Consider the following 24,101-nt stretch of genomic DNA (forward strand, 5'->3'; position numbering starts at 1 on the left):
CGGGGATCGGCGTTCCGTCGACGGATCGAGCGCGTCAACGGCCTGTGGAGGACGGTGGCGGACCGGACGGGCGACGACTATTCGTCGAGCGTGAGTTCCTTCGGGAGCTCGAAGTCGCGCGAGGACAGCTGCTCGACGTTGACGTCCTTGAACGTGAGCACACGGACGCTCTTGACGAAGCGGTCGGAACGGTAGACGTCCCACACCCAGACGTCCGTCATCGAGAGCTCGAAGTAGAAGTCGTTCGCGGTGTCGCGACGGACGAGCTCGACCTCGTTGGCGAGGTAGAAGCGTCGCTCCGTCTCGATCACGTACTTGAACTGACCCACGACATCGCGGTATTCGCGGTAGAGGGCCAGTTCGACCTCGCGGTCGTAGTCTTCGAACTCGTCTTCGTCCATGGTGCTTCTATTCTACGTGTAGGCGGGCAGCCAGCTGCTCCGGTGGTGGAGCGTCAGGCCGTGCTCCCCGAGGGCGGCGAGGTGGGTGGCCGAGCCATAGCCCTTGTTGCCCTCCCAGCCGTACTCCGGAAGCGTCTCGTGCAGGTCGATCATGATGCGGTCGCGGTGTACTTTCGCGAGCACCGATGCTGCCGCGACCGACGCGCAATCGCGGTCGGCCTTCACCCTGGTGGTGATGGTCAGCGGCCGCTGGAGCGAGCTGCTCAGCCAGTCGCTGTTGCCGTCGAGGAGCACGGTCGATCCGGTGACGTCGGCGCCGACGGCGTGGAGTTCGAGGAGCGCGCGGCGTCCGGCGAGGCCGAGGCACGCCGTGATGCCGAGTTCGTCGACCTCCGCCGGACTCGCCAGGCCGACCGAGCCGTGCAGCACCCACGCCCTCGCCAACGGCTCCAACCTCGTCCTGGCCTTCTCGCTGAGCATCTTCGAGTCACGCAGTCCCTCGGGGAACGCCCCGCACGCCGGTACCACGACGACCGCACCGACCGCGACCGGCCCGGCGATGGCGCCACGCCCCACCTCGTCCATGCCGATCACCGAGGGAACGCCTGCCGCGAACAGCTCCTGCTCGACCTCGAGCGTCGGTTCGCTGACCGCCATCACTCGCCAGTCGGGTCAGGGACGGCGCCGAACACCGACGGGTAGTTGTCGAGCCATGACCAGTTGCTCGACGGCCACGTGATGACGAAGGCTCGACCCACGACGTTGTCGATCGGTACGAACCCGCCGCCCGGGGTGTCGCCGTTGTACCGCGAGTCCTTCGAGTTGTAGCGGTTGTCGCCCATGACCCAGAGCGAGCCCTCCGGCACGACGACGTCGAACGGATCTGCAGACACCTTCTCGGCACCGGGCGGGAGCTTCACGTAGGGCTCGTTCAACGGGACACCGTTCACGGTCATCTGGCCGAGCGGGTTGCAGCACGCCACGCGGTCGCCAGGGAGGCCGATGACCCGCTTGATGAGATGGTCGTCGCTGTCGGGCGCGACGAGCCCGAAGATGGACAGCACCCACTCGACCGCCGCAGTCACCGGAGGCTGCTGGGTCTCGGCTGCCGGCGGCAGCCAACCACCCGGGTCCTGGAAGACGACGACGTCGCCGCGGTTCAAGGACACCACGTCCGGGACGAGTTCGTTCACCAGGATGCGGTCCTGGATCTGCAGGGTGTTCTCCATCGATCCCGAGGGGATGTAGAAGGACCGCACGAGGAACGTCTTGATGAGGAAGGAGACCAGCAGCGCCACCACGAAGATGATCAGCAGATCGCGGAAGAACAGCAGGGCGCCGCGCTTGCCGCGGGGTCGCCGCGTTTGGTCGGGCGACGCGTCTGCCGCCAGGGAATTGTCTGTCATTTAACCGCCTGAGCTCCCCACCAGCTTATCCGGTGGGGAGCTCAGGACATGATCGTCTGGGACGATCGAGGACTGCTGACGAAGCAGACCGGAGGGCGACTAGTTGTCGCGCTTCTCCTTGATCTTCGCCTTCTTGCCACGCAGTTCGCGCAGGTAGTAGAGCTTCGCGCGACGCACGTCACCGCGGGTGACGAGCTCGATGTGGTCGATGTTCGGCGAGTGCACCGGGAAGGTACGCTCGACGCCGACCTGGTAGCTCACCTTGCGAACGGTGAACGTCTCGCGGACGCCTTCGCCCGAGCGGCCGATGACGACGCCCTGGAACACCTGGATACGGGACTTGTTGCCCTCGATGATGTTCACGTGCACCTTGACGTTGTCGCCGGCGCGGAAGTCGGGAAGGTCCGACTTGAGGGATGCTGCATCGACTGAGTCGAGAATGTGCATGATGATTCCATCTCTGCGACCGCCACAGGTCGACCGCTGAATACGTTCGGAAGGAAGTGTGTGCCCGTTGCCGGCGTTCCCCTGTGGCAGAACTGCGCAGGCACAAACAGCAATTGTGTCATGAAACCGCTCCAGATGGGTAACTGGGGCGGGTCTCGCCATCTGACGACGACTCAGCGGCGGTCGTCCGGCTTGGATTCCTCCACGACGATGAACTCCCCGCCGTCCACGGGGCCCGGCGCGAACCGCTGCGTCGGGCCGTCGCCGGCGCCCGGGAACGTCCGCGGTGTGGCGGCCATGCGCTCGAACTCGGCCATGGTCTCCTGGGCGCGGCGGCTCGTCTCGGCGATCAGCTGGGCGATGGAGCCCCAGAAGGCCGCGAGCCCCGCCACCACGCCGAGCACGGCCCACAGGGCGATCCCGGAGCTGAACGTTCCGAAGCAGATGATCGTGACGTGCCACAGGGACAACAGCCCGACATCGGTCCAGGAGACGAGCTTCGTCGTCCGGACGCTCGCCCTGGCGGAGATCAGGAAGGCGATGGCGGCGAGCGCGATCGCGAGGATCGGCATGGCGATGAAGAGCCCGAACAGACTCCATCCGCTCTCGCCGAAGAGCCCCCAGCCGAGGAAGGGCCACGCGGGCAGGATGAAGATCGCGGCGAATCGCCAGTAGTAGAACGCCCGACGGATGATCATGGTCTCAGGGTACCGCCGGGGTCCTGAGCGTGCACTGGTCGTTCGCTCACGGCCGACTCGGGCAGAATGGGCGCGGAGAGGATTCCCTGTGATCGAACTGCGCACCCCGTCCGAGATCGAGCAGATGCGCCCCGCCGGACGCTTCGTCGCCGAGGTCCTGAGCCGACTCGTGGACGAGGCCGCGGTCGGGGTGAACCTCCTGCAGCTCGACCGCATCGCTCACGACATGATCCGCGCCCGGCGCGCCGAGTCGTGCTACGTCGACTACCACCCCTCCTTCGGCGCGAGTCCGTTCGGCAAGGTGCTCTGCACGTCGGTCAACGACGCGGTCCTGCACGGCCTCCCCCGCGACTACGCTCTGCGAGACGGCGATCTCCTGAGCGTCGACTTCGCCGCCTCGGTCGACGGCTGGGTGGCCGACTCGGCGGTGAGCGTCATCGTCGGCACGCCACGCGCCGCAGACACCAAGCTCATCGAGACCACCCGAATCGCTCTGGACGCCGGAATCGACGCCGCTCGTGTGGGGAACAAGGTCGGCGACATCTCCGCCGCGATCGCAGCAGTGGCCACCGCGGCCGGCTACACCATCAACACCGACTTCGGCGGCCACGGCGTCGGACGGACGATGCACGGCGACCCCCACGTCCCGAACGACGGGCGCCCGGGTCGCGGCTACCCGCTGCGCGCCGGACTCGTGATCGCGATCGAGCCGTGGTTCCTCGAGACGACCGACCGCATCGTGACGGACGCCGACGGGTGGACGCTGCGCAGCGCCGACGGATCCCGCGGCGCGCACTCGGAGCACACGGTCGCGATCACGGAGGACGGTCCCATCATCCTCACCGCCCGCGGCTGAGACTCAGAGCAGCTTCCGCTGCAACGCCCAGGCTGCCAGTTCATGGCGTGAGGACAGCTGCAGCTTGCGGAGGACGCTCGACACATGGGTCTCGACAGTCTTGACCGAGATGTAGAGCTCGCTCGCGACCTCCTTGTACGCGTAACCGCGAGCGATGAGCCGCATGACCTCCTGCTCACGAGCCGACAGACGGTCCAGTTCGTCGACGGACTCCGCTGTCTCCCCCGTGACAGCGCCGAAGGCGTCGAGGACGAAGCCGGCCAGGCGCGGTGAGAACACGGCGTCACCGTCGTGCACGCGCTGCGCGGCATCCGCGACCTCCGACCCCGAGGAACTCTTCGTGATGTACCCACGCGCCCCGGCGCGGATCACGCGGACGACGTCCTCCGCCGCGTCGGACACGCTGAGCGCCAAGAACCGGGTGCCTGGCGCGGCGGCCGCCGCTCCGGCGATCACGTCGGCGCCGCCGCCTCCGGCACCACCGGGCAGATGCACGTCCAGGAGGACGACCTGGGGTTGAACCCGTGTGATGACGTCGACCGCCGACTCGACATCGGCTGCCTCGCCGAGCACGGCGACGTCCGGGCCGAGCTCGCTTCGGAGGCCGGAGCGGAAGATCGAGTGGTCGTCGACGATGACGACGGTGAGCTGGGACGTGGTCATGCTGGGCTCCTCGGAACGCTTCGCGGTGTCTCGGTCGTGCGGTCGGTGGGCGCTGCCGCGATCGGGAGCGTCAGGCGCACCTCGGTGCCTCGTCCACCAGGGCCGGGCCGGATGGCAGCCTCCCCGCCGATGCGCTGCATCCGCCCGATGATCGACTCACGGACACCGAGGCGGTCCTGCGGCACGCGGTCGAGGTCGAATCCCGGCCCGCGGTCGGACACCGAGACCTCGACGCGGTGCGGGCTCGTCTCGACGTACACCGAGACGTCTCCCCCGGCGTGCCGTGCCGCGTTCAACACGGCCTCCCTCGCGGCAGCGAGCAGCGGTTCCGGCACGTCCTCGACGGACCGCCCGACCGCGACGACGTCGACCCTGACGGAGTGGTCGGCTTCGACCGTCGCCGCGATCGCCCGCAGCTCGGTCGCCAGATCTCCGGTGGCCGCCGACCCGCCGCTGAACAACCACTCCCGCAACTCCCGCTCCTGGGCTCGCGCGAGCCGGGAGGCCTCGCTGCCGGGACCGGCCTGCTGTTGGATGAGCGCGAGGGTCTGGAGCACGGAGTCGTGCAGGTGCGCGGCGACCTCCGCTCGGTCCACCTCGCGCAGCCGGGCGGCGCGTTCGTCGGCGAGGTCTCGGTTCAGCTGCAGGGCCCACGGCGCCACGACGACCGCAACGCCGAGCAGCACCGCGAGTGCGGCGACGATGACCGTCCACATGTTGGGCTGCTCACCGGTCACGAAGAAGAGCAGGATACCGAGCACGACCAGGACCAGGGCACCGAGCACGCGCACCAGCAGCGCGGGTGAGCCCGGTGAACGTCCGCGGTCACCGAACTGTCGCCACGCGAGCGCCGCGCCGGCCAGGACGACGATCACCGGGATGACGGCCTCGAGCGGGATCGCAAGCCCGGTCCGGGTCGCGACGAGCGCGGTGCCCGCCGCGAGGAGCGCGATGCCGAGCAGGATCTCGGTGATGGGCGCGCGGCGTTGCGGCACCGCGTTGGTGGCCGACACCGATGAGGACGGGCGCAGCAGATGCGCACGCGGGTCGAGCGGGGCGTCAGCGGCGCGGGTCGGCGTCATGACCCACAACCACAGGTAGAGCAGGACCCCCGCTCCGCCACACGCTGCGAGGAGCACCGTCGCGGTGCGGACGGCAGCCACCGGCACACCGGTGTGCTCGGCGAACCCTGCGCACACACCGCCGAGGAGACGGTGCCGCGGACGGATCATCGCCTCGGTACCCATGCAGCCATCCAAGCAGTTCGGCGCGCAGTCGGCACCCTGGGAGGACAGGATCAGGGTCGAGTCAGGGTCATACCCGATGGGATCGGCCACCGCCGCTGGCCAGACTGGGGACATGACGAACCACAGCACGCCGGACACCGGTCAGCAACACGGGCCGACACCGAACGACGGCACGACCCGCTTCTTCGACTGGTGGCGCTCCACCGGCCTCCGCCGTTCGAGCGATGCTTGGCTCGGTGGCGTCGCGGGTGGCGTCGCGATCCGACTCGGGATCGACCCGATCATCGTCCGCGGCATCGCGATCGTCGTCGCGATCCTGGGTGGCCCGGTGCTCTTCTTCTATGCGGCCGCCTGGGCCCTCATCCCCGATCAGCAGGGGCGCATCCACCTGGAACGCGCGATCCGAGGCATCTTCGACCCGGCGATGGTCGCGATCGGCGTCATGGCCGTGCTCACCGTCGTCCCGTTCATGCGGGGCCTCTGGTGGGACGGCGTACCCGTCGCCTGGAACCTCCCCGGTTGGCTCGAGTCGACGATGACCGCCGGATGGGTGATCGCCCTGATCGCGGCCGCAGTCTGGCTCATCGTGATGTTCGCACGGCGAAGCCAGGAAACGCCCCCGCCCGCCCAAACCGCGCCGAGGCACGATCCCTGGACGAGCGAACGCACCGTACCTGCACCACCTCCGACGCAACCGCCTGCGCCCACCCGGACAGAGTCGACCGGCTGGCGGACATCGCCGACGACGGCGTTCGCAGCCGCGCCGAGCCCGACTGCGCCGCACGACTCGATGCCGACGCCCGGCCCGACAGCGGGGTGGGACGGCGCGCCCACGGCCCAGCGCGGTTGGACGAGTGAAGAGTTCCGCGAGGAGATGAAACGTCAGCGGGCAGAGCAGCAGGCCGAGCGTGAGCAGGCCGCGAAGCAGCGTCGGTCGTTGAAACCGGGAGCCGCGTTCGTCGCCATCGCCCTCGGCCTCGCGCTCCTCGCAGGCGCCACGGCTGCAGCGATCTCAGGCGGGTCGGGCGCCCAAGCGTCCACGATCGTCATCACGGGTGTCGCGAGCGCACTCGCGGTCCTGGCGCTCGCGACCATCGTCGCCGGTATCTCCGGACGCGAGAGCGGTTGGCTCGGGTTCTTCACCTTCGCCGCCGTCGTGGCACTCCTCATCACCGGGGTCTTCCCCGCGGGTTCCACCATCTCGCCCGTCGGACGCACCACGTGGTCCGTGGAGGGCGCGGCGCCCGGACAGCAGCAGGGGTATGTCATGATCGCCGGTCAGCCGAAGCTCGATCTTCGGGGACTCGACGACGACGACGCCGTGCGCGGCGGCACCATCGACGTCTGGCTGGTCGCCGGTGAACTCGACGTCATCCTTCCCGAGGACGTACCGGTCATCGTCGAGGTCTCCGCCGTCGTCGGTGGCATCGAGCCCGGGACCACTGGGCGCGACCGCGACGATCATCGGGGCGGAGTCTTCTACCGCGATGAGGCCCGCTACGGCCGGACGGCCTCGCCGGACACCACGACCGTGCGCCTCTGGACCGTCGCGGGCAACACCGTCATCACCGGGAATCAGGAGGCTGGACGATGAGCGAGCACGAGGACCGCACTGCGCCGACCGAGCAGCTCCCTGGCGCCCCGACGCCGACCGCGCCGCAAGCGGGTTCGAAGACGGGTGCGCCGACACCGATCCCGACCACCCGACCGGCGCGCTTCGGGACGATCCTGTGGGGAGTGGTCCTGCTCGTGTTCGCCGCCGCGATGTTCACGAGCACGATCACCGAGATGAGGATCGATCCGCTCACCTGGATCACCGGCGGCCTCATCGCGACCGGTGCGGTCCTCGTCCTCGCCGGTATCGCTGCAGCCGTTCGCCGCCGTCCCTGACGGTGCCGCGGCGCCCCTCAGCCGTCGGTGTCAGCCGTCGGCAACAGGTCCGGGCGGACCTCACGGGTCCGGTCGATCTGTTGCTGGCGGCGCCAAGCCGCGATCGCACCATGGTTGCCGCTGAGGAGGACCGGAGGGACTGACAGGCCGCGCCACTCGGCCGGCTTCGTGTAGCTCTGGTACTCGAGCAGTCCGTCCTCGTGCGACTCCTCCACGAGGCTCTCGGGGTTGCCGACGACCCCGGGTACGAGGCGTCCGATCGCCTCGATCATCGCCATGACCGCGACTTCGCCACCGTTCAGGACGTAGTCGCCGAGGCTCACGAGCTTCACCCGCGCACGGCTCGCCGTGTGCTCGAAGACGCGGTGATCGATCCCCTCGTAGCGACCGCAGCCGAAGACGAGCTGGTCCTCGAGCGCGAGGTCGCGCGCCATCGCCTGCGTGAACACCTCCCCCGCCGGTGACGGGAAGATGACGAGTGGCTCCTCCTCGGTGTCGTCGCCGAGGATCGCGTCGAGCGCTTCACCCCAGGGCTCTGGCTTCATCACCATGCCTGCGCCGCCGCCGTACGGGGTGTCGTCGACAGTGCGGTGACGATCGTGCGTGTAGTCGCGGAGGTCGTGTACGCCGAGCGAGATGATGCCCGACTGACGGGCCTTCCCGAGGAGCGAGAGATCCAGGGCATCGAAGAAGGTCGGGAAGATCGTGACGATGTCGATGCGCATGTCGAGCAGTCTATTCGGGCCTGCCGATGTCTCTCGACTCGCCGGAGATGCACGAAGCGCCGATGGGAGATCCCATCGGCGCTTCGTGTGGAGCGGTGTTCGACCTACGTCGTCGGCTCGTCCTCGGCCGCAGCGGCCGACTCCGGGACGGCGATCGCCGGTGCCTGGTCCTCGTCCGACTCGGGCAGTTCTTCGAAGAGCCCTGTCGGCGGCGTGACCGTCACGATGCCCGCTGCGACGTCCACGGTCGGGACGATCGCCTTCACGAACGGCACCATCACCTCGCCGTCGGCAGTCTTGACGATGAGGAGGTCCTGAGCCGGGAAATGGTCGACTCGTGCGACCGTGCCGACGGAGACGCCGTCACGGTGAACCGCGAGGCCGACGAGCTGGTGGTCGTACCAGGCGTCTTCCTCCGCAGGGAGGTCGTTCGGGTCCTGTTCGACCCAGAGGATGGCCTTCACGAGCGTCTCCGCCTCGTTCCGGTCGCCGATCCCGACGAAGAACGCGACGGGCTGGCTGTTGTACCAGCGCAGCTCGATCAGCTCGAGCGTCTTGCCTCGCCACTTGGATCCGGTGGGGACCTGGAGGGTGAAGGTCGAACCAGGGGTGAACCGGTGTTCCGGCTCATCCGTGTACAGCTCGACCTTGAGTGCGCCCTTCAGTCCGTGGGCCTTCGTCAGCCGTCCGACCCGCAATTGGGTCCGCGGCTCCGTCTCGCCCGCCACCTAGGCGCTGGCGCCGGGGGCGTCCGTGTCGACCACGTCGACGCGGACCCGCCTGCCATCTGCCAACGCAGCCACCAGGGTGCGCAGGGCCTTGGCCGTCCGGCCGGCACGACCGATGACCCGGCCGAGGTCCTCGGGGTTCACACGAACCTCGAGGACCTCGCCACGGGCGGAGTTCTGTGCCGTGACGCGAACGTCATCCGGGTGATCGACGATCCCCTTGACGAGGTGTTCGAGCGCGGGAGCGAGCAAGACTACGCCTGCTCTGCTTCTGCGGCGTCCTCAGCGGGAGCCTCGGCCTCGGCCGGAGCAGCCTTGGCAGCGGGAGCCTCGGCCTTCGGCTTGAGGACGGGCTTCTTCTTCTCGTCGGCGACGAACGGAGCCTTCGGCTCCTTGGTGCGAACGGTGCTCACGGCATCCTTGTCGCCCTTGAACTTGCCCCAGTCGCCCGTGAGCTTGAGCAGCGCTGCGACCTGCTCGGTCGGCTGAGCGCCGACGCTGAGCCAGTACTGCGCACGCTCGGAGTCGACCTCGATGAACGAGGGCTCCTCGGTGGGGTGGTACTTGCCGATCTCTTCGATGACACGACCGTCGCGCTTCGTGCGCGAGTCCGCGACGACGATGCGGTAGTAGGGCGCACGGATCTTGCCGAGACGCTTGAGACGGATTTTGACAGCCACGATTCTCCTGAGTGATGTGATGTTGTGATGTGCTCGCTGCCGAAAGGTGGGGCCACACGCTCGGTACGAAAACTAGGGTGGTGCTGCGGGCGTCGGATAGAGGGTCGAACTCCGCGCAGACTCAACTGCCTATTCTGCCAGATGTCCGGCGATCTGGGTAATCCGGCGACACCGAGTCGTCGAGGCCCCCGGTGCTCGTGTGAAGATGGGCTGTCGCGCGGCACCGGGCCGCGTCCATGGGAGAGGTCGACACGGATGCCCATCGAGTTCGCGAAGTCCGAACGTTCGACCGTCGGCCTCGAATGGGAGGTCGCGCTCGTCGACCGCGACACCGGCGATCTCGTCAGCGTCGCGGACACCGTCCTGGCCGAACTCCGGACGGCCGACGGCTCCCCGCACCCGCAGATCACCAACGAGCTCCTGCTGAACACCGTCGAACTCGTCTCCACCGTGCACCACACGGTGCCCGAGGCGATCGCAGACCTCGAATCGCAGTTGGCCGAAGTACGCACCATCACCGATCCACTCGGCATCGAACTCATCTGCAGCGGTTCGCACCCGTTCGGCCAGTGGTACGACCAGCAGGTGACGGACAAGCCGCGGTACCACAAGCTCATCGATCGCACGCAGTGGTGGGGCCGGAACATGATGATCTGGGGCGTGCACGCGCACGTCGGCATCGAGACCGTCGACAAGGTGCTGCCGATCATGAACGGCCTGCTCACCTTTCTGCCGCACCTGCAGGCGCTCTCGGCGTCGAGCCCGTACTGGGGCGGTGTCGACACCGGCTACGCGTCGAACCGTGCGCTCATGTTCCAGCAGCTGCCGACCGCCGGGCTCCCCTACCAGCTCTCCGACTGGGAGCAGTTCGAGGACTACGTCGACGACATGACCGTCACCGGCATCATCGAAGACCACACAGAGGTGCGCTGGGACGTCCGACCGTCTCCGCACTGGGGAACCGTCGAGATGCGCGCCTGCGACGGAGCATCGACTGTCGCTGAGTTCGCGGCACTCGCTGCACTCATCCACTGTCTGACCGAACACCTCTCGGATCGACTCGACGCCGGCGAGCGCCTGCAGACCCTCCAGCCCTGGTACGTGCGGGAGAACAAGTGGAGGGCGGCTCGATACGGCCTGGACGCCGAGATCATCCTCGACTCCTCGGGACACGAACGACTGGTCACGGACGACCTGCGCGACCTCATCGACACGCTCGCCCCCATCGCCGCCCGGCTCGGCTGTTCGGAGGAACTCGCGAGCATCGACACGATCCTCGGCCACGGCGCGAGCTACCAGCGGCAACTCGCCGTCGCGCACGCCAACGGAGGCAGCCTGCAGGCCGTCGTCAGCTCGCTCGCGAAAGAGCTGCGGAACGGGATCCAGCCTCTGGCGTGACCCGTCGCATCACTCCGCGCGTTCGAGCGAACCGATCTCCGCTCCGGAGTCGTCGAGGACCGTCAGCTGATCGTCACCCTCCGAGAGTGTCGCCTGCGCGATACCGCTCAGCCAGGTGTCGACATCCGGACAGGCCATGAGGGTGGAAGCGACGTCGGAGACGACGATCGTGTCGCCAGTGGCCTTCCACGAACCGGCCAACCGGTTGCAGCCGTCGGAACCGCTGACCCGACCGTCCTCGGAGAAGATCAGGTGCGGCTCATTGACCTCTGCGCCGGCGCCCCAGGAGCCCAGCACGGCGTCGCCGACGCCGGCACCTGCGCACCCGACGAGCGCGAACATCATCACCACTCCGCCGCCGAACGCCGCGGATGCCGTCGACAGACGCATGATCCCTCCCGATCAGCCCGCCCTGGTGCAGGCAGGCTCAGCCTATCGGCGGGAGTCAGACGATTGTGGCCGGGAAACGGGTCAGCGGCCGAGGAACTTCTGCAGCTCGGCGAGCTCCGCCTCGCTCGGACCCGCGGGGCTGCTCGCAGCGGCACCGCCACCGAGTCCGAAGCCTGCGCCGCTCACCGCAGGGGCAGCCTCGACGACACCGGCGTTCTCGGCGGCACGCTTCGCGGGGTTGCCCGAGCGCGAGCCCTTCTTCTTTGCCTGCGGCTTCGGCCGGCCGGATCGCGCTCCAGGGACAGGGCCCATTCCGGGGATGTTCGGCATGCCGCCCTTGGCGACCGTCTTCATCATCTTCGCGGCCTGCTCGAAGCGGTTGACCAAGGCGTTGACCTCGGTGACCGTCATGCCGGAACCCTTCGCGATGCGGAGACGACGCGAGCCGTTCAGCACCTTGGGGTTCGTGCGCTCGAGCTTCGTCATCGACTGGATGATCGCCTCGGTGCGGATGATCTCGCGCTCGTCGAAGTTCTCGAGCTGCTCCTTCATCTGGCCCATGCCGGGCAGCATGCCCATCATCTTCTTGATGGAGCCCATGCCACGAAGCTGCTGCATCTGCTTCAGGAAGTCGTCGAGGGTGAAGGTGTCGGTCGCGAACTTCTCGGCGACCTTGCGAGCCTCCTCCTCGTCGAAGTTCTGCTGCGCCTGCTCGATGAGGGTGAGGATGTCACCGAGGTCGAGGATGCGGCTCGCCATGCGGTCGGGGTGGAACGGCTCGAAGTCGTCGAGGCTCTCACCGGTGGACGCGAACATGATCGGGCGTCCGGTCACCGAGGCGATCGACAGGGCCGCGCCACCTCGCGCGTCGCCGTCGAGCTTCGAGAGGACGACGCCGGTGAAGTCGACGCCGTCGAGGAACGCCTTCGCGGTGGCGACCGCATCCTGACCGATCATCGCGTCGATGACGAAGAGCACTTCGTCGGGGTCGACGGCCTTGCGGATGTTCGACGCCTGCTTCATGAGTTCGGCGTCCACGCCGAGTCGACCGGCGGTGTCGACGATGACGGTGTCGTAGAGCTTCTGCTCGGCGAACTTCACACCGTCGCGTGCGACCTTGACCGGGTCGCCGACGCCGTTGCCGGGCTCCGGGGCGTAGACCGGGACGCCGGCCTGCTCGCCGACGACCTGCAGCTGGTTCACGGCGTTGGGGCGCTGGAGGTCGGAGGCGACGAGGAGCGGCGTGTGACCGTCCTTCTTCAGCCACTTCGCGAGCTTGCCCGCGAGCGTCGTCTTGCCGGCACCCTGGAGGCCGGCGAGCATGATGACGGTCGGCGGCTTCTTCGCGAACTCGAGGCGTCGCTGCTGCCCACCGAGGATGGTGATGAGTTCGTCGTTGACGATCTGCACGACCTGCTGCGCGGGGTTCAGTGCCTTGCTGACCTCGTCGCCCAGCGCGCGCTCGCGCACGCGGCCGGTGAAGTCCTTGACGACGTCGAGTGCGACGTCGGCGTCGAGCAGGGCGCGCCGGATCTCGCGGACGGTGCCGTCGACATCGGCCGCAGAGAGCTTGCCCTTGGTGCGGAGGTTCTTGAAGGTGTCCGCGAGGCGGTCAGAGAGAGTACCGAACGTTGCCATGATCCCTCCAGTTTAGGGCAGTCGACGCAGGAGGCCGATCGATCAGGACGAACCGCGCGTTTTCAGTTATTGGACGGCGTACAAGAATGCTATCGTGGCGGCCATGACCCAGCTCACGATCGCCGGCCTCGCTCCTTCCTATGTGCCGTATCTCGACGGTTGGGCGCTCCAACGCCGGGTCCACGACGGCGTCGTCTCCGGCACCGGCCCTCAAGAGCTCATCCTCTGCGAACACGAGTCCGTCTACACCGCGGGCAAGCTCACCCGCGCGCATGAGCGTCCAGACGACGGGACGCCGGTGGTCGAGGTCGACCGCGGCGGCCGTCTCACCTGGCACGGGCCAGGCCAGCTCACGGGCTATCCGATCGTCCGGCTCCTGGAGCCCGTCGACGTCGTGTCCCACATCCGCCTCCTCGAGGAGGTGATGCTCCGCACGATCGCCGAGCTCGACGTCATCGGGCGTCGCATCGACGGGCGCTCCGGCGTCTGGGTCGATCCGGTCGTCGGCGGGCCACCAGCGAAGATCGGCGCGGTCGGCGTGCGCGTGCAGGCCGGTGTCGCCCTGCACGGGTTCGCGCTCAACTGCAGCAACTCCCTGGAGCCGTTCGGGCACATCGTCGCGTGCGGGATCAGCGATGCCGGAGTCACCACGATCAGCGCGGAACTCGGGAGGACGGTCACGCCAGCGGACGTCGCGCACCGCGTGTGGGAGGTCTTCTCCGAGCTCCAGCCCGACTGGCACGGCGTCCCCGCTGTCGGAGCCGTCGCGTGAGCGCCTGCGGCAGCCCGGCGCCGGACGCCTCCGCGGACACCGGAGGTCGGAAGCTCCTCCGCTTGGAGGTCCGCAATGCGCAGACCCCGATCGAGCGCAAGCCGGAGTGGATCAAGACGCGCGCCAAGATGGGGCCGGAGTACCGCCGGCTGCAGGAACTCGTGAAGGGCGAGGAACTGCACACCGTGTGCCAGGAGGCAGGGTGCCCCAACATCTACGAATGCTGGGAGGACCGTGAGGCGACCTTCCTGATCGGCGGCTCGCAGTGCACTCGGCGCTGCGACTTCTGTCAGATCGACACCGGGAAGCCGGCCGACTACGACCGCGACGAACCGCGCCGCGTCGCCGAGTCCGTGCTCCGGATGCAGCTGCGCTACGCGACGGTGACCGGGGTGGCTCGCGACGACCTCCCCGACGAGGGCGCCTGGCTCCACGCCGAGACGGTTCGCCGCATCCATGAGACGAACCCGGGCACCGGTGTCGAGATCCTCGCCACCGACTTCTCCGGCAACCCGGACCTGCTCGGCGAGGTCTTCGCCTCGCGACCGGAGGTGTTCGCCCACAATGTCGAGACCGTCCCCCGGATCTTCAAACGGATCAGGCCGGCGTTCCGCTACGAGCGTTCCCTCGACGTCCTGACCCAGGCCCGCGCGGCTGGACTCATCACGAAGTCGAACCTCATCCTCGGGATGGGTGAGGACCGCGCGGAGATCAGTCAGGCGCTCCAGGACCTCCATGACGCTGGAACCGACATCATCACCGTCACGCAGTATCTGCGTCCAACGCCCCGCCACCTCCCGGTGGACCGGTGGGTCAAGCCGCAGGAGTTCCTCGAGATCAAGGAGGAGGCGGAGGAGATCGGCTTCCTCGGCGTCCTCGCCGGTCCGCTCGTGCGCTCGTCCTACCGCGCCGGCCGGCTCTGGGCCCAGTCGATGGCCGCCAAAGGTCGCGCTGTGCCCGAGGGGCTGCGCCATCTGGCTGATACGTCGCTCGGTTTCGCCCAAGCGGTCTGATCTGCGGCAGCGCGCGAGCTAGTCCTCGCTCGTCACTCCCGTGACCTCGCCGTCGGAGTTGTACGCGACCATGAGCACGCCGTCGAGCTGATCGGCGTCGAGCGAGTATTCGAAGAGCGCGAAGGCGTCGTCTCCGCCGTGCTGATGCGGAGCGAACGCGACGCTCAGCAGGGTCATGGAGCGGATGACGTCGACGTCCTGGTCGCCGGACTCGTCGACCAGCAGGTCTTCGAGGTCGTCGCCCAGTTCGTGCACCGCCTGGACGATGTACTCGGTGACCTCGGAGGTGCGGTCGTCGACCTCGCTCAGCATGGCCTCGCGCGAACGGAGGTCGAAACCCTCGAGCGCGAGGATCATCGCGGCCGCGAGATCCAGCGCGTCGGCCGGGATGTCGTGCTCGTCCGGAGCGCTCAGGGAGATGGAGACGGGCTGTTCACCGACGTCGATGTTGTCCGACCAGTAGACACCGCCACCGGGCTCGGTCGCGATGATGCCGAAGTAGTCGTGCTCGATCGCCATCAGCTGCCCACCAGGTTCTGCGCGAAGACGTGAGGCGTGAAACCGGTCAGGTCTCCGATGCCCTCGCCCTGGCCCACGAGCTTGATCGGGATGCCGGTCTTCTCCTGCACGGCGAGCACGAAGCCACCCTTCGCCGATCCGTCGAGCTTCGTCAGGACGAGCCCGGTGACCCCGGCGTGCTCGATGAACGCCTGAGCCTGCGAGAGTCCGTTCTGGCCGGTCGTGGCGTCGAGGACGAGCAAGACCTCCGAGATGGGAGCCTGCTTCTCGACGACCCGGCGGATCTTGCCGAGCTCGTCCATCAGCCCACCCTTGGTCTGCAACCGGCCGGCCGTGTCGATGATCACGATCTCGGTGCCGTTCTGCTTGGCGAATTCGATCGTCTGGAACGCGACCGACGCCGGATCCTGGCCCTGCTGCTGCGGGCGTACGATCTGCACGCCGGCGCGGTCGGCCCAGGTCGCGAGCTGCTCGACGGCAGCGGCCCGGAAAGTGTCGGCCGCCCCGACGACCACACTGCGGTCGTAGTTGCGGAGGAATTTCGCGAACTTGCCGATCGTGGTGGTCTTGCCCACGCCGTTGACTCCGACGACGAGCACCACGGCGGGACGCTCGCTGAGCTTGAGCGTCGTGTCGAACTTCGAGAGCCGCTCTTCGACCTCCTCGCGCAGCATGCGCTGGAGGTCGCGCGGGTCGGTCGTCCGGTAACGGTCCACCGAGGCATGCAGGCCGGAGACGATGGACTCCGTGACGTCCGGGCCGAAGTCGGCGCCGATGAGCGCATCCTCGAGGTCCTCCCAGGTCGTCTCGTCGATCGTCGGACGTTGGAACATTCCCTTGAGGGCGCCGGAGAGCGACCAGGGTGTACGTGCAGCCATGCCATCAGCGTAGCCGTCGGCGACCCCTTCCCGGTCCCGACGCCGCAGGGTCAGCCGGCGCGTTCCTCAGCGACGCGCTGCCCGACCACGGCGGAGACGCCGTCCTGACGCATGGACACGCCATAGAGCGCGTCCGCGATCTCCATCGTGCGCTTCTGGTGCGTGATCACGATCAACTGGCTGGTCTCGCGGAGATCCTCGAAGATGGTCAGCAGTCGCCCGAGGTTCGCGTCGTCGAGCGCCGCCTCCACCTCGTCCATGATGTAGAACGGGCTGGGCCGAGCCTTGAAGATCGCGATCAGGAGGGCGACGGCTGCGAGTGACCGCTCACCGCCGGACAGCAACGAGAGCCGCTCGATCTTCTTGCCCGCCGGCTTCACCGACACCTCGATGCCGGTCGTCAGCATGTGCTCGGGGTCGGTGAGCGAGATGCTGCCAGTGCCTCCGGGGAACAGGATCGGGAAGACCTGCGTGAACGCCGCCTCCGTGTCGGCGAAGGCTGACGCGAAGATGACCTCCATCTTTCCGTCGATGTCGTCGATGATCGACAGGAGGTCGGTGCGGGTGCTCGTGAGGTCGGCGAGCTGCTCGGTCAGGAACCGATGACGCTGTTCGAGCGCGGCGAACTCCTCGAGGGCCAGCGGGTTGACCCGCCCGAGCTGCGCGTAGGTCCGCTCCGCGGCGGCGAGACGCTTCTGCTGCTCCGCGCGCACATACGGGACCGAGGGAACCTCAGTGTCATCGGGATCGTCGTCCGGTGCCAGTTCGACGGCTTCAGGCTCAGCACCGTCGTGCTGCGCCTCGGGTTCAGCGCGCTCGAGCTCGACGATCGCCGGCCCGTCGACGAACTCCGCACGCTCTCCAGCCGGTGACTCGGTCGGCGTCGTCTCCGACGCGCGCGGGGTCAACGGATCGACCGGCACGGGCACATCCGGACCGTACTCGGCCACGAGGACGTCTTCGACGAGACCGAGTTCGCTGCCGGCACGTTCCAGCAGGCCCGACAGGTGCAGTCCCTTCTCGTAGATCTGGAGTTCGAGGCCGTGGACGTTCTCGGTCACGAGCTGCAGCCGCTGGCGCAACGCGTGCTCCTCCGCGCGAAGTCGAACCAGTTCGCCGTTCCGGCTGGACCGCGTCGCCTCGGCGGCGGCCAACGCGACCCTCGCCTCGGTGACCGATCGGTCGACCGAATCGAGCACGGGCGGGAGTGCTTCGGCTACCGAGCTTGCGGCTGCCGCCTGCCTGGCCCGCACGACTGCGCGCCTGGCCGCCTCCTCGGCGGCGGCTTGATCGGCCTGTCGCTGACGATCGAGGCTCGCCACGGCGAGTTCCTCAGCGCGGACCCGCTCCCGGGCGGTCTCCAGCAGCAGCCTCCGCTGGACCTCCGACTCACGAGCCGCGTCGAGCTCAGCAGAGAGCTCATCGCGCGCCGAGACGTCGAGCATGGGACGGGGGCGCGCCCTGGCAGTGTCGTGCTCCTGCTTGGCGCGCTCGACGGCGGCCTCAGCTTCGGCCACCGCTGCCGCGGCCGTGCCCCGTGCCGCCGTCAGGCGATCGTGTTCGGCCTGGGCCGCTTCGAACCGGACCGTCACCCGGTTCACCCGTTCGGCCTGGGCGGCGAGACCCGCGTCGAACTCGCGGAGTGCGGCGAGCGCCGCCTGCGAGGTCGCCTTCGCCTGCTGGAGGATGCCGCGTTGTTCAGCGAGGGTGAACCGTGCACGTTCGATGAGGGATTCGACGTCGCCGTGACGCTCGGCTGCGGCGTCGCGTTCGGCGAGGAGTTCGATGCGGCTCTGCGCTCCCCCGCTGCCGCCGCGGAGGACGCTGTCGGTGAGGACGGCTCCGTCCCGGGTGACGATCGTGAACGCGGCGAGCTCGTCGCCGAGCCGATCGTGGGCCGCGATCGCGTCGTCGACGGTGCCGACGACCAGCACGGTCGCGAGAATACCGAGCACTCCGCTCGGGGCGTCGACGAGCGAAGCGGCCGAGGTGAAGCCCTCCGGGGCGTGCGGGCGAGGGCGGTCGGTCTCGGCGATGACGATCTCGACACGTCCGAGGTCTGCCGTTGCAGCGTGTTCGAGTGCGGAGCGCGCGGCAGCGAGATCGACGGCGACGGCGGCTTCGGCGAGCGTTCCGAGCGCCGCTGCGACGGCCGCCTCGTTGCCCGGGCGCACCTGCACCCGGTCTGCCACGATCCCGTCGATCCCGGCGAGCCCGCTGCTCGCGAGTTCGGCCGAGCCCGTCTTGATGTCGAGTGCGCGCGACAGGGCGCTCGTCTTCGCTCCGAGCGCGTCCCGTTCGCGTTCCAGGGTGTGGAGCTGTTCGCGGAGGCGTTCGATCTCCCCCTCGGCCTCGAACGCCTCGTTCTGGGCAACCTCGTACGCTTCATCGAGCCCGGAGTCGGCGGCGGTCGTGATCTCGGGGTCGTCGTCGAGAGCCTCGTACTCGAGGCGGGCGGCGTCGAGCCTGAGTGCGGCGGCGTCGATCGCATTCTGCTGCCGCAGGGACTCTCCGCGAACCGCGGCGAGTCGGGACGCTGCAGCGTCGGCGACACCGCTGAGCTTCGTGATCTCGAGATCGTGCCGGGACACCAGCGCACTCTGCGCGGCGATCTCGACGTCGACGGCGTCGAGCGCGGCGCGTTTCGACCGTGTCGCCGTCTGAGCCTGCTCGAGCGCCCGCTCCGCCTCGAGGACCGCGTCCCGCAGTCCCGCAACCTCTGCTGCGGCATCCGCGACCATCTGTCGGGTGATCCTGGGCTCCGCCGCCACCGTCTCCGAGGAGGAGCCCAGCAGCGCGAGCCGCTGGTTCGCGAGCGTGTAGAGGTTCCGCAGACGCTCCTGCACGCTCTCGAGGTCGAAGGTGAGTCGACGGGCGTCGTCGACGGCGTCGCCGAGCTGCTCCTGCTCGATCCGGTTGATCCGGAGTTCGGCCTGTTCGAGTTGCTCCTGGAGCACGATGCGTTCGCTGTGGCGTTCGCTCTCCGACCGGTTGTGCTCGTCGAGCGCCCGGCGCAGCGACACGACGTCGTCTGCGAGGATCCTGGCTCGCGCGTCGCGGACGACCGCGGCGATGGTCTGCGCCTCCCGCGCGATCTCCGCCTGGCGTCCGAGCGGTTTCAGTTGCCGCCGGATCTCGCCCGCGAGATCGCTCAGGCGGGTGAGGTTGGTCTGCATCGCCTCGAGTTTGCGGAGGGTCTTCTCCTTGCGTCGACGGTGCTTGAGGATGCCGGCCGCCTCCTCGATGAAGCCGCGGCGTTCCTCGGGGGTCGCGCGGAGCACGGCGTCGAGCTGCCCCTGCCCGACGATGACGTGCATCTCCCGCCCGAGTCCGGAGTCGCTCAGCAGCTCCTGCACGTCGAGGAGTCGACAGGTGTCTCCGTTGATGGCGTACTCGCTGCCACCGTTGCGGAACAGCGTCCGACTGATCGTCACCTCGGTGTACTCGATCGGCAGGGCACCGTCACTGTTGTCGATCGTGAGCGTCACCTCGGCACGGCCGAGCGGGCCACGGGTGGAGGTCCCGGCGAAGATGACGTCCTCCATCTTGCCGCCGCGGAGCGTCTTCGCCCCTTGCTCACCCATCACCCACGCGAGCGCGTCGACGACGTTGGACTTGCCGGAGCCGTTGGGGCCGACCACGCACGTGACGCCCTGCTCGAATGCGAAGGTCGTGGGGTGCGCGAACGACTTGAACCCTTTGAGCGTCAGGCTCTTCAGGTACACGCGCACCTCCTCTCCCGCATGACGGATGCCGTGCCCCTACGGTAGCGAATCCCTGCCCTGGGCCGGAACACCACGCTGCGCGGGCTCCCACGTGGGCAGTGCACGGACCGGCGGGGCGTCGTAGCATGGGCGGCGGAACGACCGGGCGAGGACGACGGACGGCACTGGAGGAGACGATGCGGTTCACGATCGAGGAAGTGACCATCCCGGAGCGGGGAGACAGTGAGCTGTTCTCCGCCGTCCAGGAGGTCGCCAATGTCCTCGAGGCCGAGGTGTGGCGCAACGACGACTTCGCGCTCACGCCCGCGATGGTCCTCCCCGACTACCTCGACCAGCGGTTCCAACGCCGCGTGCTCCTCGCCGCGCGGATCGGCGACCGCGTGGTCGGTCGCGGCTGGCTCGGCTACGGCGCCGAGGCGGACGCGACGACGGCGTCCGTGAACGCCGGGGTGCTCCCGGACGCCCGCCGGCACGGGATCGGTACCGCGCTCCTCGAGGAACTCGAGCGCAGAGCTGCTGCGGCCGGCCGACACACGGTCACGACCTTCACGCAGCACGCGTTGGCCGACATCCCGCAGGACGAGCCGCTCCTCGGTGCGAGCGTCGGCGAGCGAGTCATCCCGGCTGGTGCGGAGTCGACGAGGTTCGTCAGGGCGCGTGGATACTCGCTCGGCCAGGTGGAGCGGACCAACCGATGCGTGCTCGACGAGATCCGCGCAGAACTCCCGAACATCGTCGCAGCGACCGCTGAGCGCTCGGGAGACGAGTACGACGTCGTCCACTGGGTAGACCGCACACCGGACCAGCTGCTCCCTTCACTGGCGGTCGCTCGGGAGCACATGGCGACCGACATCCCCGCAGCGGATCTCGAAGTCGACGCCGAGGTCTGGACCCCGGAGCGGATCCGCTCCCGCGAACGGCAACTCGCCGATGCCGGGGACCGCGCACTCGTCGTCGCGGCCGTGCACCGGTCGAGCGGCGCGGTCGCCGGTTACAGCGAGCTCGTGCTCACGGCGGGCAAACAACACGCCGAGCAATGGGACACCCTGGTCCTCAGCGCACATCGCGGCCACGCCCTCGGGCTGTGGATGAAGGCCGCGAACCTCCTCGCCCTCGCAGAGCACGCACCCGGACGACAGCGCGTCTACACCTGGAACGCCGACGAGAACGCCCACATGCTCCGCATCAACGACCGGCTGCGGTTCCGCATCATCGGCTACTCCGGCGAGTGGCAGCGCACCATCCCGCGGCGCGCCTGAGCGGTGCGTGCTACCGCGCGGCGATGTTCCTGCGGATGCGCCGCCAGGCCGCCTGGAACGGGCCCCCGACAAGCTGGATGTGTTCTCGGGTCAGGGCCTGACGTTGCTCGGCTGTGAGGGATGCATCCGGGTCGCTCAACAGGCGGTCGTAGCACTGCAGGGCTGCCGCTGTGTCGCCTCGCGCCGCTTCAGCACGCGCGAGCGCAATGCCGGCCTTCGTCCGTTGCTCCTGCACTGGAGCCCCGGACACATCACTGAGAACGGCGATCGCCTGCTCCGCAGCGCTGGCTGCTTGGTCGTTCCGGCCCCGTTTCCGCAGGAAGATCGACAGGTTCACCGCAGACTTGCACGCGTTGACGCGCGTCGCGGTCTCCTCCGCCCAGAGGTGGCGCATGCCGCGCCGGTACGACCGTTCAGCATCGTCCGAACGACCGAGTTCGGCCTCGGTGTACCCCTTCATCCAGGCAGCACGTGAGCACTGACGCGTCAGTTCCGGAACCGGTGAGTCGGACCAGCGCGTCAGGATCTGCTCGTAGGCGTCGATCTCCTCCTCATGCCTGCCGAGTTTGTCGAACGCGTTGGCGAGATTGGCGAGGGCGAGCGCGAGGTCCTTCTCGATGTCGGTGTCGATGTCTTCACCGAAGCGCTCCAGCATCGCGTGATGGTGCGCGACCGAAGCGGACCACTGCTGCAGCTGGCCGAGGCTGTAGCCCTTGCGGACCATGGCGTCGCTGACGCGCTGCCGGACCTCGCGATCCACCGGAGCCGGGTGCGCATCGATGATGCTGTCGTACTCGGCGATCGCGGTCACGTGGTCGTCGTCACCGGATGCGGCACGGCCACGCGCGACAGCGGCTCGGATGCGTTCGCGCTCGGGCGCTCCGATCGGATCCCGAGGTGTCAGGTCATGGTCGCGCTCATTGCCGAGCCCCTGCTCCGCCGTGCGATCGTAGACGTCGGTCAGCGCTGTCGCCCGGGAGGCCTGCAGCCGCCCCAGCAGACTGCGCGCCGCACGCGACCGCGGATCGCCGATCCGTGCGATCGCCACGTCGTAGGCGGCCACCGCCTCCGCGGGCCGTGCGAGGAGGCTGAGCAGCAGGAACCCGAGGTTGAGCTCGCTCGGACCGATCACCCCTTCACGGACGTCCGAGGAAGCGTCATCGCCGAAGGCCGCGATGAGCTCGCGATAAGCGTCCACCGCCTGTTCGAAGTGACCACGGAGTCGCTGGTCACCGGCCAATCGCTGCAACGACCTGGCCGCGGCCAGACGCAGGCCGGGATCTTCGTCCCGGGCGAACCTCGCCGCGAACGCTCGCGCCGAATCGGCGTAGGCAGCTTCGGGCGCGGTCAGCGGCAGTGACTCCCTCGCTTCCGCTCGGGAGTCCACCGGGCTCCCGTCGACGCTGAGCGTCTCCGACTCCGGCGTATCGACGCGGGACTCGGCGATCGAGACCGTGATCTCCAGGGCACGGGCGAGCGCGTGACGAGCGGATGACACGGCGACGAGCGCGCTCCGCTCGTCGATCCACGCGGCGAACCGCTCGCCCTCGAGGACGGCGTGGTCTTCGTGCTCGGTGGCGGACAGCAGTCTCACGAGCGCTTCCCATGCGGAGGCGACGACGAGCTGCACAGCGAGGTCGTCGCTCATCCGGCCCGCCTCGACGAGCCGGTACAGCTGATCACGTGCGTCCTGCCCGCGTTCCAGGTCGTCCAATGCCCTGGCGCGCCGCAACGCGGCGCCCGCGAAGAAGGCCGCGGGTCGCGCACCCCAGGCTGCGCTCAGCTCCAGATCCCGCTCGGCGACACGCAGGGCCACCGCGGGCTCGGACACGGCGGTGAGCGCATCCAGTGCTGACTCGCTCTCAGCGAGGAGCGCGCGGATCTCGCCCGAATCGGTGCCCGCGAACCGCGCGAAGAACGCGTCGCCGGCACGCAAACCCCGGTCGTCCGCCTCGGTGGCGTCGCCATCGGGCGCGCTCAGGGCCGCCAGCGATCGCCATGCGGCCGCTTCGATGGACATCGCGCGTGCGAGGGATGTCTCGAGCTTCGTGCCGTGTCGACCGGCCCACGCGGCGAGGTCCTCGGCCGCTCCCACCACGAGCCTCCAGTGGGACGCGGCGTCCGCCCACGAGGCTCGTTCGGCTGCCTGGACGGCCCGTTCGATCCCGGTGAGCCGCGCCTCTGCGACGATCCGTGCGGTCGCCAGGTCGGTGGACGCCGAGAAGTCGCCGATGATCCGGACGACGTCGGCCTCCGCTCCCGGCACGTCCCCGTGGGCGTAGCGGACCTGTGCCCGTGCCAGCATGGCCTCGGCCTCCAACGCGTCGCGAGGATGGGCGTCGACGACCGTCGTCAGTTCGTCGATGGCGGCGTCGGGACGTTCCAGAGTCGGCAACAAGCGCGCTCTCAGCAAGCGGACTCTGGCGACCTGACGTGCTGACTCCGGCCCGGTGTCCTGAGCGATCGCATCGATGAGCTCTGCAGCCCGGTCCAGGACTCGGGCTCGCTCGAGCACGTCCCCCTCCGTGCCGGCAGTGTCGAGTTTCGCGAGGATCCGCTCGAATCCGTCAGTGGTGATACCCACGCCTCCCCCTTCGATGCCGCGTCCCAACCGCTCATCGGTCATGCTCACGCTATCGGTACGCCACGCCGCCTAGGCTGATGGCGTGACCGTCGATCCACCCGCGCAAACGTGTCCGCTCTGCGGAGCCATCGTGCCCCTGAACCCGCGGTATCCCACCTACGTCTGCCGGGCCTGCATCGAAACG

Annotated in this window: 24 protein-coding genes; 7 read left to right on the forward strand and 17 right to left on the reverse strand. The window is 68.6% G+C overall.

Annotated features, from left to right (window positions below; genetic code table 11):
* Window positions 1–77: 77 nt before the first annotated feature.
* The 5 genes from KXS11_RS07035 to KXS11_RS07055 all read right to left on the reverse strand — a co-directional run bounded on the left by KXS11_RS07035 (window position 78) and on the right by KXS11_RS07055 (window position 2,952).
* Complete coding sequence (locus tag KXS11_RS07035) at window positions 78–401, reverse strand: DUF2469 domain-containing protein (protein ID WP_056006841.1); 324 nt, start codon at window positions 399–401, stop codon at window positions 78–80.
* Window positions 402–413: 12 nt separating this feature from the next.
* The gene (locus tag KXS11_RS07040; RefSeq protein ID WP_437384833.1) at window positions 414–1,058 is read right to left on the reverse strand and encodes a ribonuclease HII; all 645 of its coding nucleotides are present in this window, start codon (window positions 1,056–1,058) and stop codon (window positions 414–416) included.
* A complete protein-coding gene (gene lepB, locus KXS11_RS07045) occupies window positions 1,058–1,807 on the reverse strand; it encodes a signal peptidase I (RefSeq protein ID WP_437384834.1) in 750 nt (249 codons plus the stop codon). The genes KXS11_RS07040 and lepB overlap by 1 nt, the downstream gene beginning before the upstream one ends.
* A gap of 99 nt (window positions 1,808–1,906) precedes the next feature.
* Window positions 1,907–2,254 (reverse strand): 50S ribosomal protein L19, encoded by a 348-nt coding sequence (gene rplS, locus KXS11_RS07050; protein ID WP_437384835.1) that lies wholly within the window; start codon window positions 2,252–2,254, stop codon window positions 1,907–1,909.
* 173 nt (window positions 2,255–2,427) lie between these two features.
* Window positions 2,428–2,952, reverse strand: coding sequence for a hypothetical protein (locus KXS11_RS07055; RefSeq protein WP_437384836.1), 525 nt, complete (start codon window positions 2,950–2,952; stop codon window positions 2,428–2,430).
* An 88-nt stretch (window positions 2,953–3,040) separates the two neighbouring features.
* Between KXS11_RS07055 and map the strand changes: the two genes are divergently transcribed.
* Entirely contained in the window at window positions 3,041–3,808 is a 768-nt protein-coding gene (gene map / locus KXS11_RS07060) for a type I methionyl aminopeptidase (protein ID WP_437384837.1), read from the forward strand.
* 3 nt (window positions 3,809–3,811) lie between these two features.
* Here map and KXS11_RS07065 read toward each other — a convergent pair whose 3' ends face one another.
* Together KXS11_RS07065 and KXS11_RS07070 are read right to left on the reverse strand one after the other, a co-directional pair.
* A complete protein-coding gene (locus tag KXS11_RS07065) occupies window positions 3,812–4,471 on the reverse strand; it encodes a LuxR C-terminal-related transcriptional regulator (RefSeq protein WP_437384838.1) in 660 nt (219 codons plus the stop codon).
* Complete coding sequence (locus tag KXS11_RS07070; protein WP_437384839.1) at window positions 4,468–5,718, reverse strand: ATP-binding protein; 1,251 nt, start codon at window positions 5,716–5,718, stop codon at window positions 4,468–4,470. The genes KXS11_RS07065 and KXS11_RS07070 overlap by 4 nt, the downstream gene beginning before the upstream one ends.
* Before the next feature lie 112 nt (window positions 5,719–5,830).
* Between KXS11_RS07070 and KXS11_RS07075 the strand changes: the two genes are divergently transcribed.
* Both KXS11_RS07075 and KXS11_RS07080 read left to right on the forward strand, forming a co-directional pair.
* Window positions 5,831–7,312 carry a PspC domain-containing protein gene (locus tag KXS11_RS07075; RefSeq protein ID WP_437384840.1) on the forward strand — a complete coding sequence of 494 codons (1,482 nt, stop codon included), beginning with the start codon at window positions 5,831–5,833 and terminating at the stop codon, window positions 7,310–7,312.
* Window positions 7,309–7,608, forward strand: coding sequence for a hypothetical protein (locus KXS11_RS07080; protein ID WP_437384841.1), 300 nt, complete (start codon window positions 7,309–7,311; stop codon window positions 7,606–7,608). The genes KXS11_RS07075 and KXS11_RS07080 overlap by 4 nt, the downstream gene beginning before the upstream one ends.
* A 17-nt stretch (window positions 7,609–7,625) precedes the next feature.
* Here KXS11_RS07080 and trmD read toward each other — a convergent pair whose 3' ends face one another.
* The 4 genes from trmD to rpsP all read right to left on the reverse strand — a co-directional run bounded on the left by trmD (window position 7,626) and on the right by rpsP (window position 9,741).
* Window positions 7,626–8,333, reverse strand: coding sequence for a tRNA (guanosine(37)-N1)-methyltransferase TrmD (gene trmD / locus KXS11_RS07085; RefSeq protein WP_437384842.1), 708 nt, complete (start codon window positions 8,331–8,333; stop codon window positions 7,626–7,628).
* A gap of 104 nt (window positions 8,334–8,437) precedes the next feature.
* The gene (rimM, locus tag KXS11_RS07090; RefSeq protein ID WP_437384843.1) at window positions 8,438–9,031 is read right to left on the reverse strand and encodes a ribosome maturation factor RimM; all 594 of its coding nucleotides are present in this window, start codon (window positions 9,029–9,031) and stop codon (window positions 8,438–8,440) included.
* Window positions 9,032–9,061: 30 nt separating this feature from the next.
* A complete protein-coding gene (locus tag KXS11_RS07095; RefSeq protein WP_437384844.1) occupies window positions 9,062–9,313 on the reverse strand; it encodes an RNA-binding protein in 252 nt (83 codons plus the stop codon).
* Between the two features lie 2 nt (window positions 9,314–9,315).
* Entirely contained in the window at window positions 9,316–9,741 is a 426-nt protein-coding gene (gene rpsP / locus KXS11_RS07100) for a 30S ribosomal protein S16 (RefSeq protein ID WP_437384845.1), read from the reverse strand.
* Between the two features lie 255 nt (window positions 9,742–9,996).
* On the opposite strand from rpsP, the gene KXS11_RS07105 reads away from it, so the two are divergent.
* On the forward strand, window positions 9,997–11,139 hold the full coding sequence (locus KXS11_RS07105) for a glutamate--cysteine ligase (RefSeq protein WP_437384846.1): 1,143 nt from the start codon (window positions 9,997–9,999) through the stop codon (window positions 11,137–11,139).
* Between the two features lie 9 nt (window positions 11,140–11,148).
* On the opposite strand, the gene KXS11_RS07110 is transcribed toward KXS11_RS07105, so the two are convergent.
* Together KXS11_RS07110 and ffh are read right to left on the reverse strand one after the other, a co-directional pair.
* Window positions 11,149–11,529 carry an META domain-containing protein gene (locus tag KXS11_RS07110; protein WP_437384847.1) on the reverse strand — a complete coding sequence of 127 codons (381 nt, stop codon included), beginning with the start codon at window positions 11,527–11,529 and terminating at the stop codon, window positions 11,149–11,151.
* A gap of 81 nt (window positions 11,530–11,610) precedes the next feature.
* Window positions 11,611–13,167 (reverse strand): signal recognition particle protein, encoded by a 1,557-nt coding sequence (gene ffh / locus KXS11_RS07115; RefSeq protein WP_437384848.1) that lies wholly within the window; start codon window positions 13,165–13,167, stop codon window positions 11,611–11,613.
* Window positions 13,168–13,258: 91 nt separating this feature from the next.
* On the opposite strand from ffh, the gene lipB reads away from it, so the two are divergent.
* Both lipB and lipA read left to right on the forward strand, forming a co-directional pair.
* The gene (lipB, locus tag KXS11_RS07120) at window positions 13,259–13,939 is read left to right on the forward strand and encodes a lipoyl(octanoyl) transferase LipB (RefSeq protein WP_437384872.1); all 681 of its coding nucleotides are present in this window, start codon (window positions 13,259–13,261) and stop codon (window positions 13,937–13,939) included.
* Complete coding sequence (lipA, locus tag KXS11_RS07125; protein WP_437384849.1) at window positions 13,936–14,952, forward strand: lipoyl synthase; 1,017 nt, start codon at window positions 13,936–13,938, stop codon at window positions 14,950–14,952. Before lipB ends, lipA begins: the two co-directional genes overlap by 4 nt.
* A gap of 18 nt (window positions 14,953–14,970) precedes the next feature.
* Here the strand turns inward: lipA and KXS11_RS07130 are convergent, their stop codons facing one another.
* Genes KXS11_RS07130 through KXS11_RS07140 form a run of 3 tightly spaced genes read right to left on the reverse strand, consistent with a single transcriptional unit; the run spans window position 14,971 to window position 20,074 of the window.
* A complete protein-coding gene (locus KXS11_RS07130; RefSeq protein ID WP_437384850.1) occupies window positions 14,971–15,471 on the reverse strand; it encodes a DUF2004 domain-containing protein in 501 nt (166 codons plus the stop codon).
* A complete protein-coding gene (ftsY, locus tag KXS11_RS07135; protein ID WP_437384851.1) occupies window positions 15,471–16,349 on the reverse strand; it encodes a signal recognition particle-docking protein FtsY in 879 nt (292 codons plus the stop codon). The genes KXS11_RS07130 and ftsY overlap by 1 nt, the downstream gene beginning before the upstream one ends.
* A gap of 50 nt (window positions 16,350–16,399) precedes the next feature.
* Window positions 16,400–20,074: a chromosome segregation SMC family protein gene (locus KXS11_RS07140; protein ID WP_437384852.1), complete on the reverse strand. Its 3,675-nt coding sequence runs from the start codon at window positions 20,072–20,074 to the stop codon at window positions 16,400–16,402.
* A gap of 176 nt (window positions 20,075–20,250) precedes the next feature.
* On the opposite strand from KXS11_RS07140, the gene KXS11_RS07145 reads away from it, so the two are divergent.
* On the forward strand, window positions 20,251–21,333 hold the full coding sequence (locus KXS11_RS07145; protein ID WP_437384853.1) for an N-acetyltransferase family protein: 1,083 nt from the start codon (window positions 20,251–20,253) through the stop codon (window positions 21,331–21,333).
* Between the two features lie 10 nt (window positions 21,334–21,343).
* Here KXS11_RS07145 and KXS11_RS07150 read toward each other — a convergent pair whose 3' ends face one another.
* The gene (locus KXS11_RS07150) at window positions 21,344–23,917 is read right to left on the reverse strand and encodes a hypothetical protein (RefSeq protein WP_437384854.1); all 2,574 of its coding nucleotides are present in this window, start codon (window positions 23,915–23,917) and stop codon (window positions 21,344–21,346) included.
* Between the last annotated feature and the right edge of the window lie 184 nt (window positions 23,918–24,101).

The sequence above is a fragment of the Plantibacter flavus genome, from assembly GCF_051487245.1.
Lineage (GTDB): Bacteria > Actinomycetota > Actinomycetes > Actinomycetales > Microbacteriaceae > Plantibacter > Plantibacter flavus_B.

Coding starts and splice junctions, on each gene's coding strand:
- KXS11_RS07055 (WP_437384836.1), bottom strand. CDS start 2,952: ATGATCATCCGTCGGGCGTTCTACTACTGGCGATTCGCCGCGATCTTC.
- KXS11_RS07105 (WP_437384846.1), top strand. CDS start 9,997: ATGCCCATCGAGTTCGCGAAGTCCGAACGTTCGACCGTCGGCCTCGAA.
- KXS11_RS07145 (WP_437384853.1), top strand. CDS start 20,251: ATGCGGTTCACGATCGAGGAAGTGACCATCCCGGAGCGGGGAGACAGT.
- rplS (WP_437384835.1), bottom strand. CDS start 2,254: ATGCACATTCTCGACTCAGTCGATGCAGCATCCCTCAAGTCGGACCTT.
- KXS11_RS07035 (WP_056006841.1), bottom strand. CDS start 401: ATGGACGAAGACGAGTTCGAAGACTACGACCGCGAGGTCGAACTGGCC.
- KXS11_RS07130 (WP_437384850.1), bottom strand. CDS start 15,471: ATGGCGATCGAGCACGACTACTTCGGCATCATCGCGACCGAGCCCGGT.
- ftsY (WP_437384851.1), bottom strand. CDS start 16,349: ATGGCTGCACGTACACCCTGGTCGCTCTCCGGCGCCCTCAAGGGAATG.
- ffh (WP_437384848.1), bottom strand. CDS start 13,167: ATGGCAACGTTCGGTACTCTCTCTGACCGCCTCGCGGACACCTTCAAG.
- KXS11_RS07110 (WP_437384847.1), bottom strand. CDS start 11,529: ATGCGTCTGTCGACGGCATCCGCGGCGTTCGGCGGCGGAGTGGTGATG.
- lepB (WP_437384834.1), bottom strand. CDS start 1,807: ATGACAGACAATTCCCTGGCGGCAGACGCGTCGCCCGACCAAACGCGG.
- trmD (WP_437384842.1), bottom strand. CDS start 8,333: ATGCGCATCGACATCGTCACGATCTTCCCGACCTTCTTCGATGCCCTG.
- KXS11_RS07080 (WP_437384841.1), top strand. CDS start 7,309: ATGAGCGAGCACGAGGACCGCACTGCGCCGACCGAGCAGCTCCCTGGC.
- KXS11_RS07075 (WP_437384840.1), top strand. CDS start 5,831: ATGACGAACCACAGCACGCCGGACACCGGTCAGCAACACGGGCCGACA.
- KXS11_RS07070 (WP_437384839.1), bottom strand. CDS start 5,718: ATGGGTACCGAGGCGATGATCCGTCCGCGGCACCGTCTCCTCGGCGGT.
- KXS11_RS07040 (WP_437384833.1), bottom strand. CDS start 1,058: ATGGCGGTCAGCGAACCGACGCTCGAGGTCGAGCAGGAGCTGTTCGCG.
- KXS11_RS07065 (WP_437384838.1), bottom strand. CDS start 4,471: ATGACCACGTCCCAGCTCACCGTCGTCATCGTCGACGACCACTCGATC.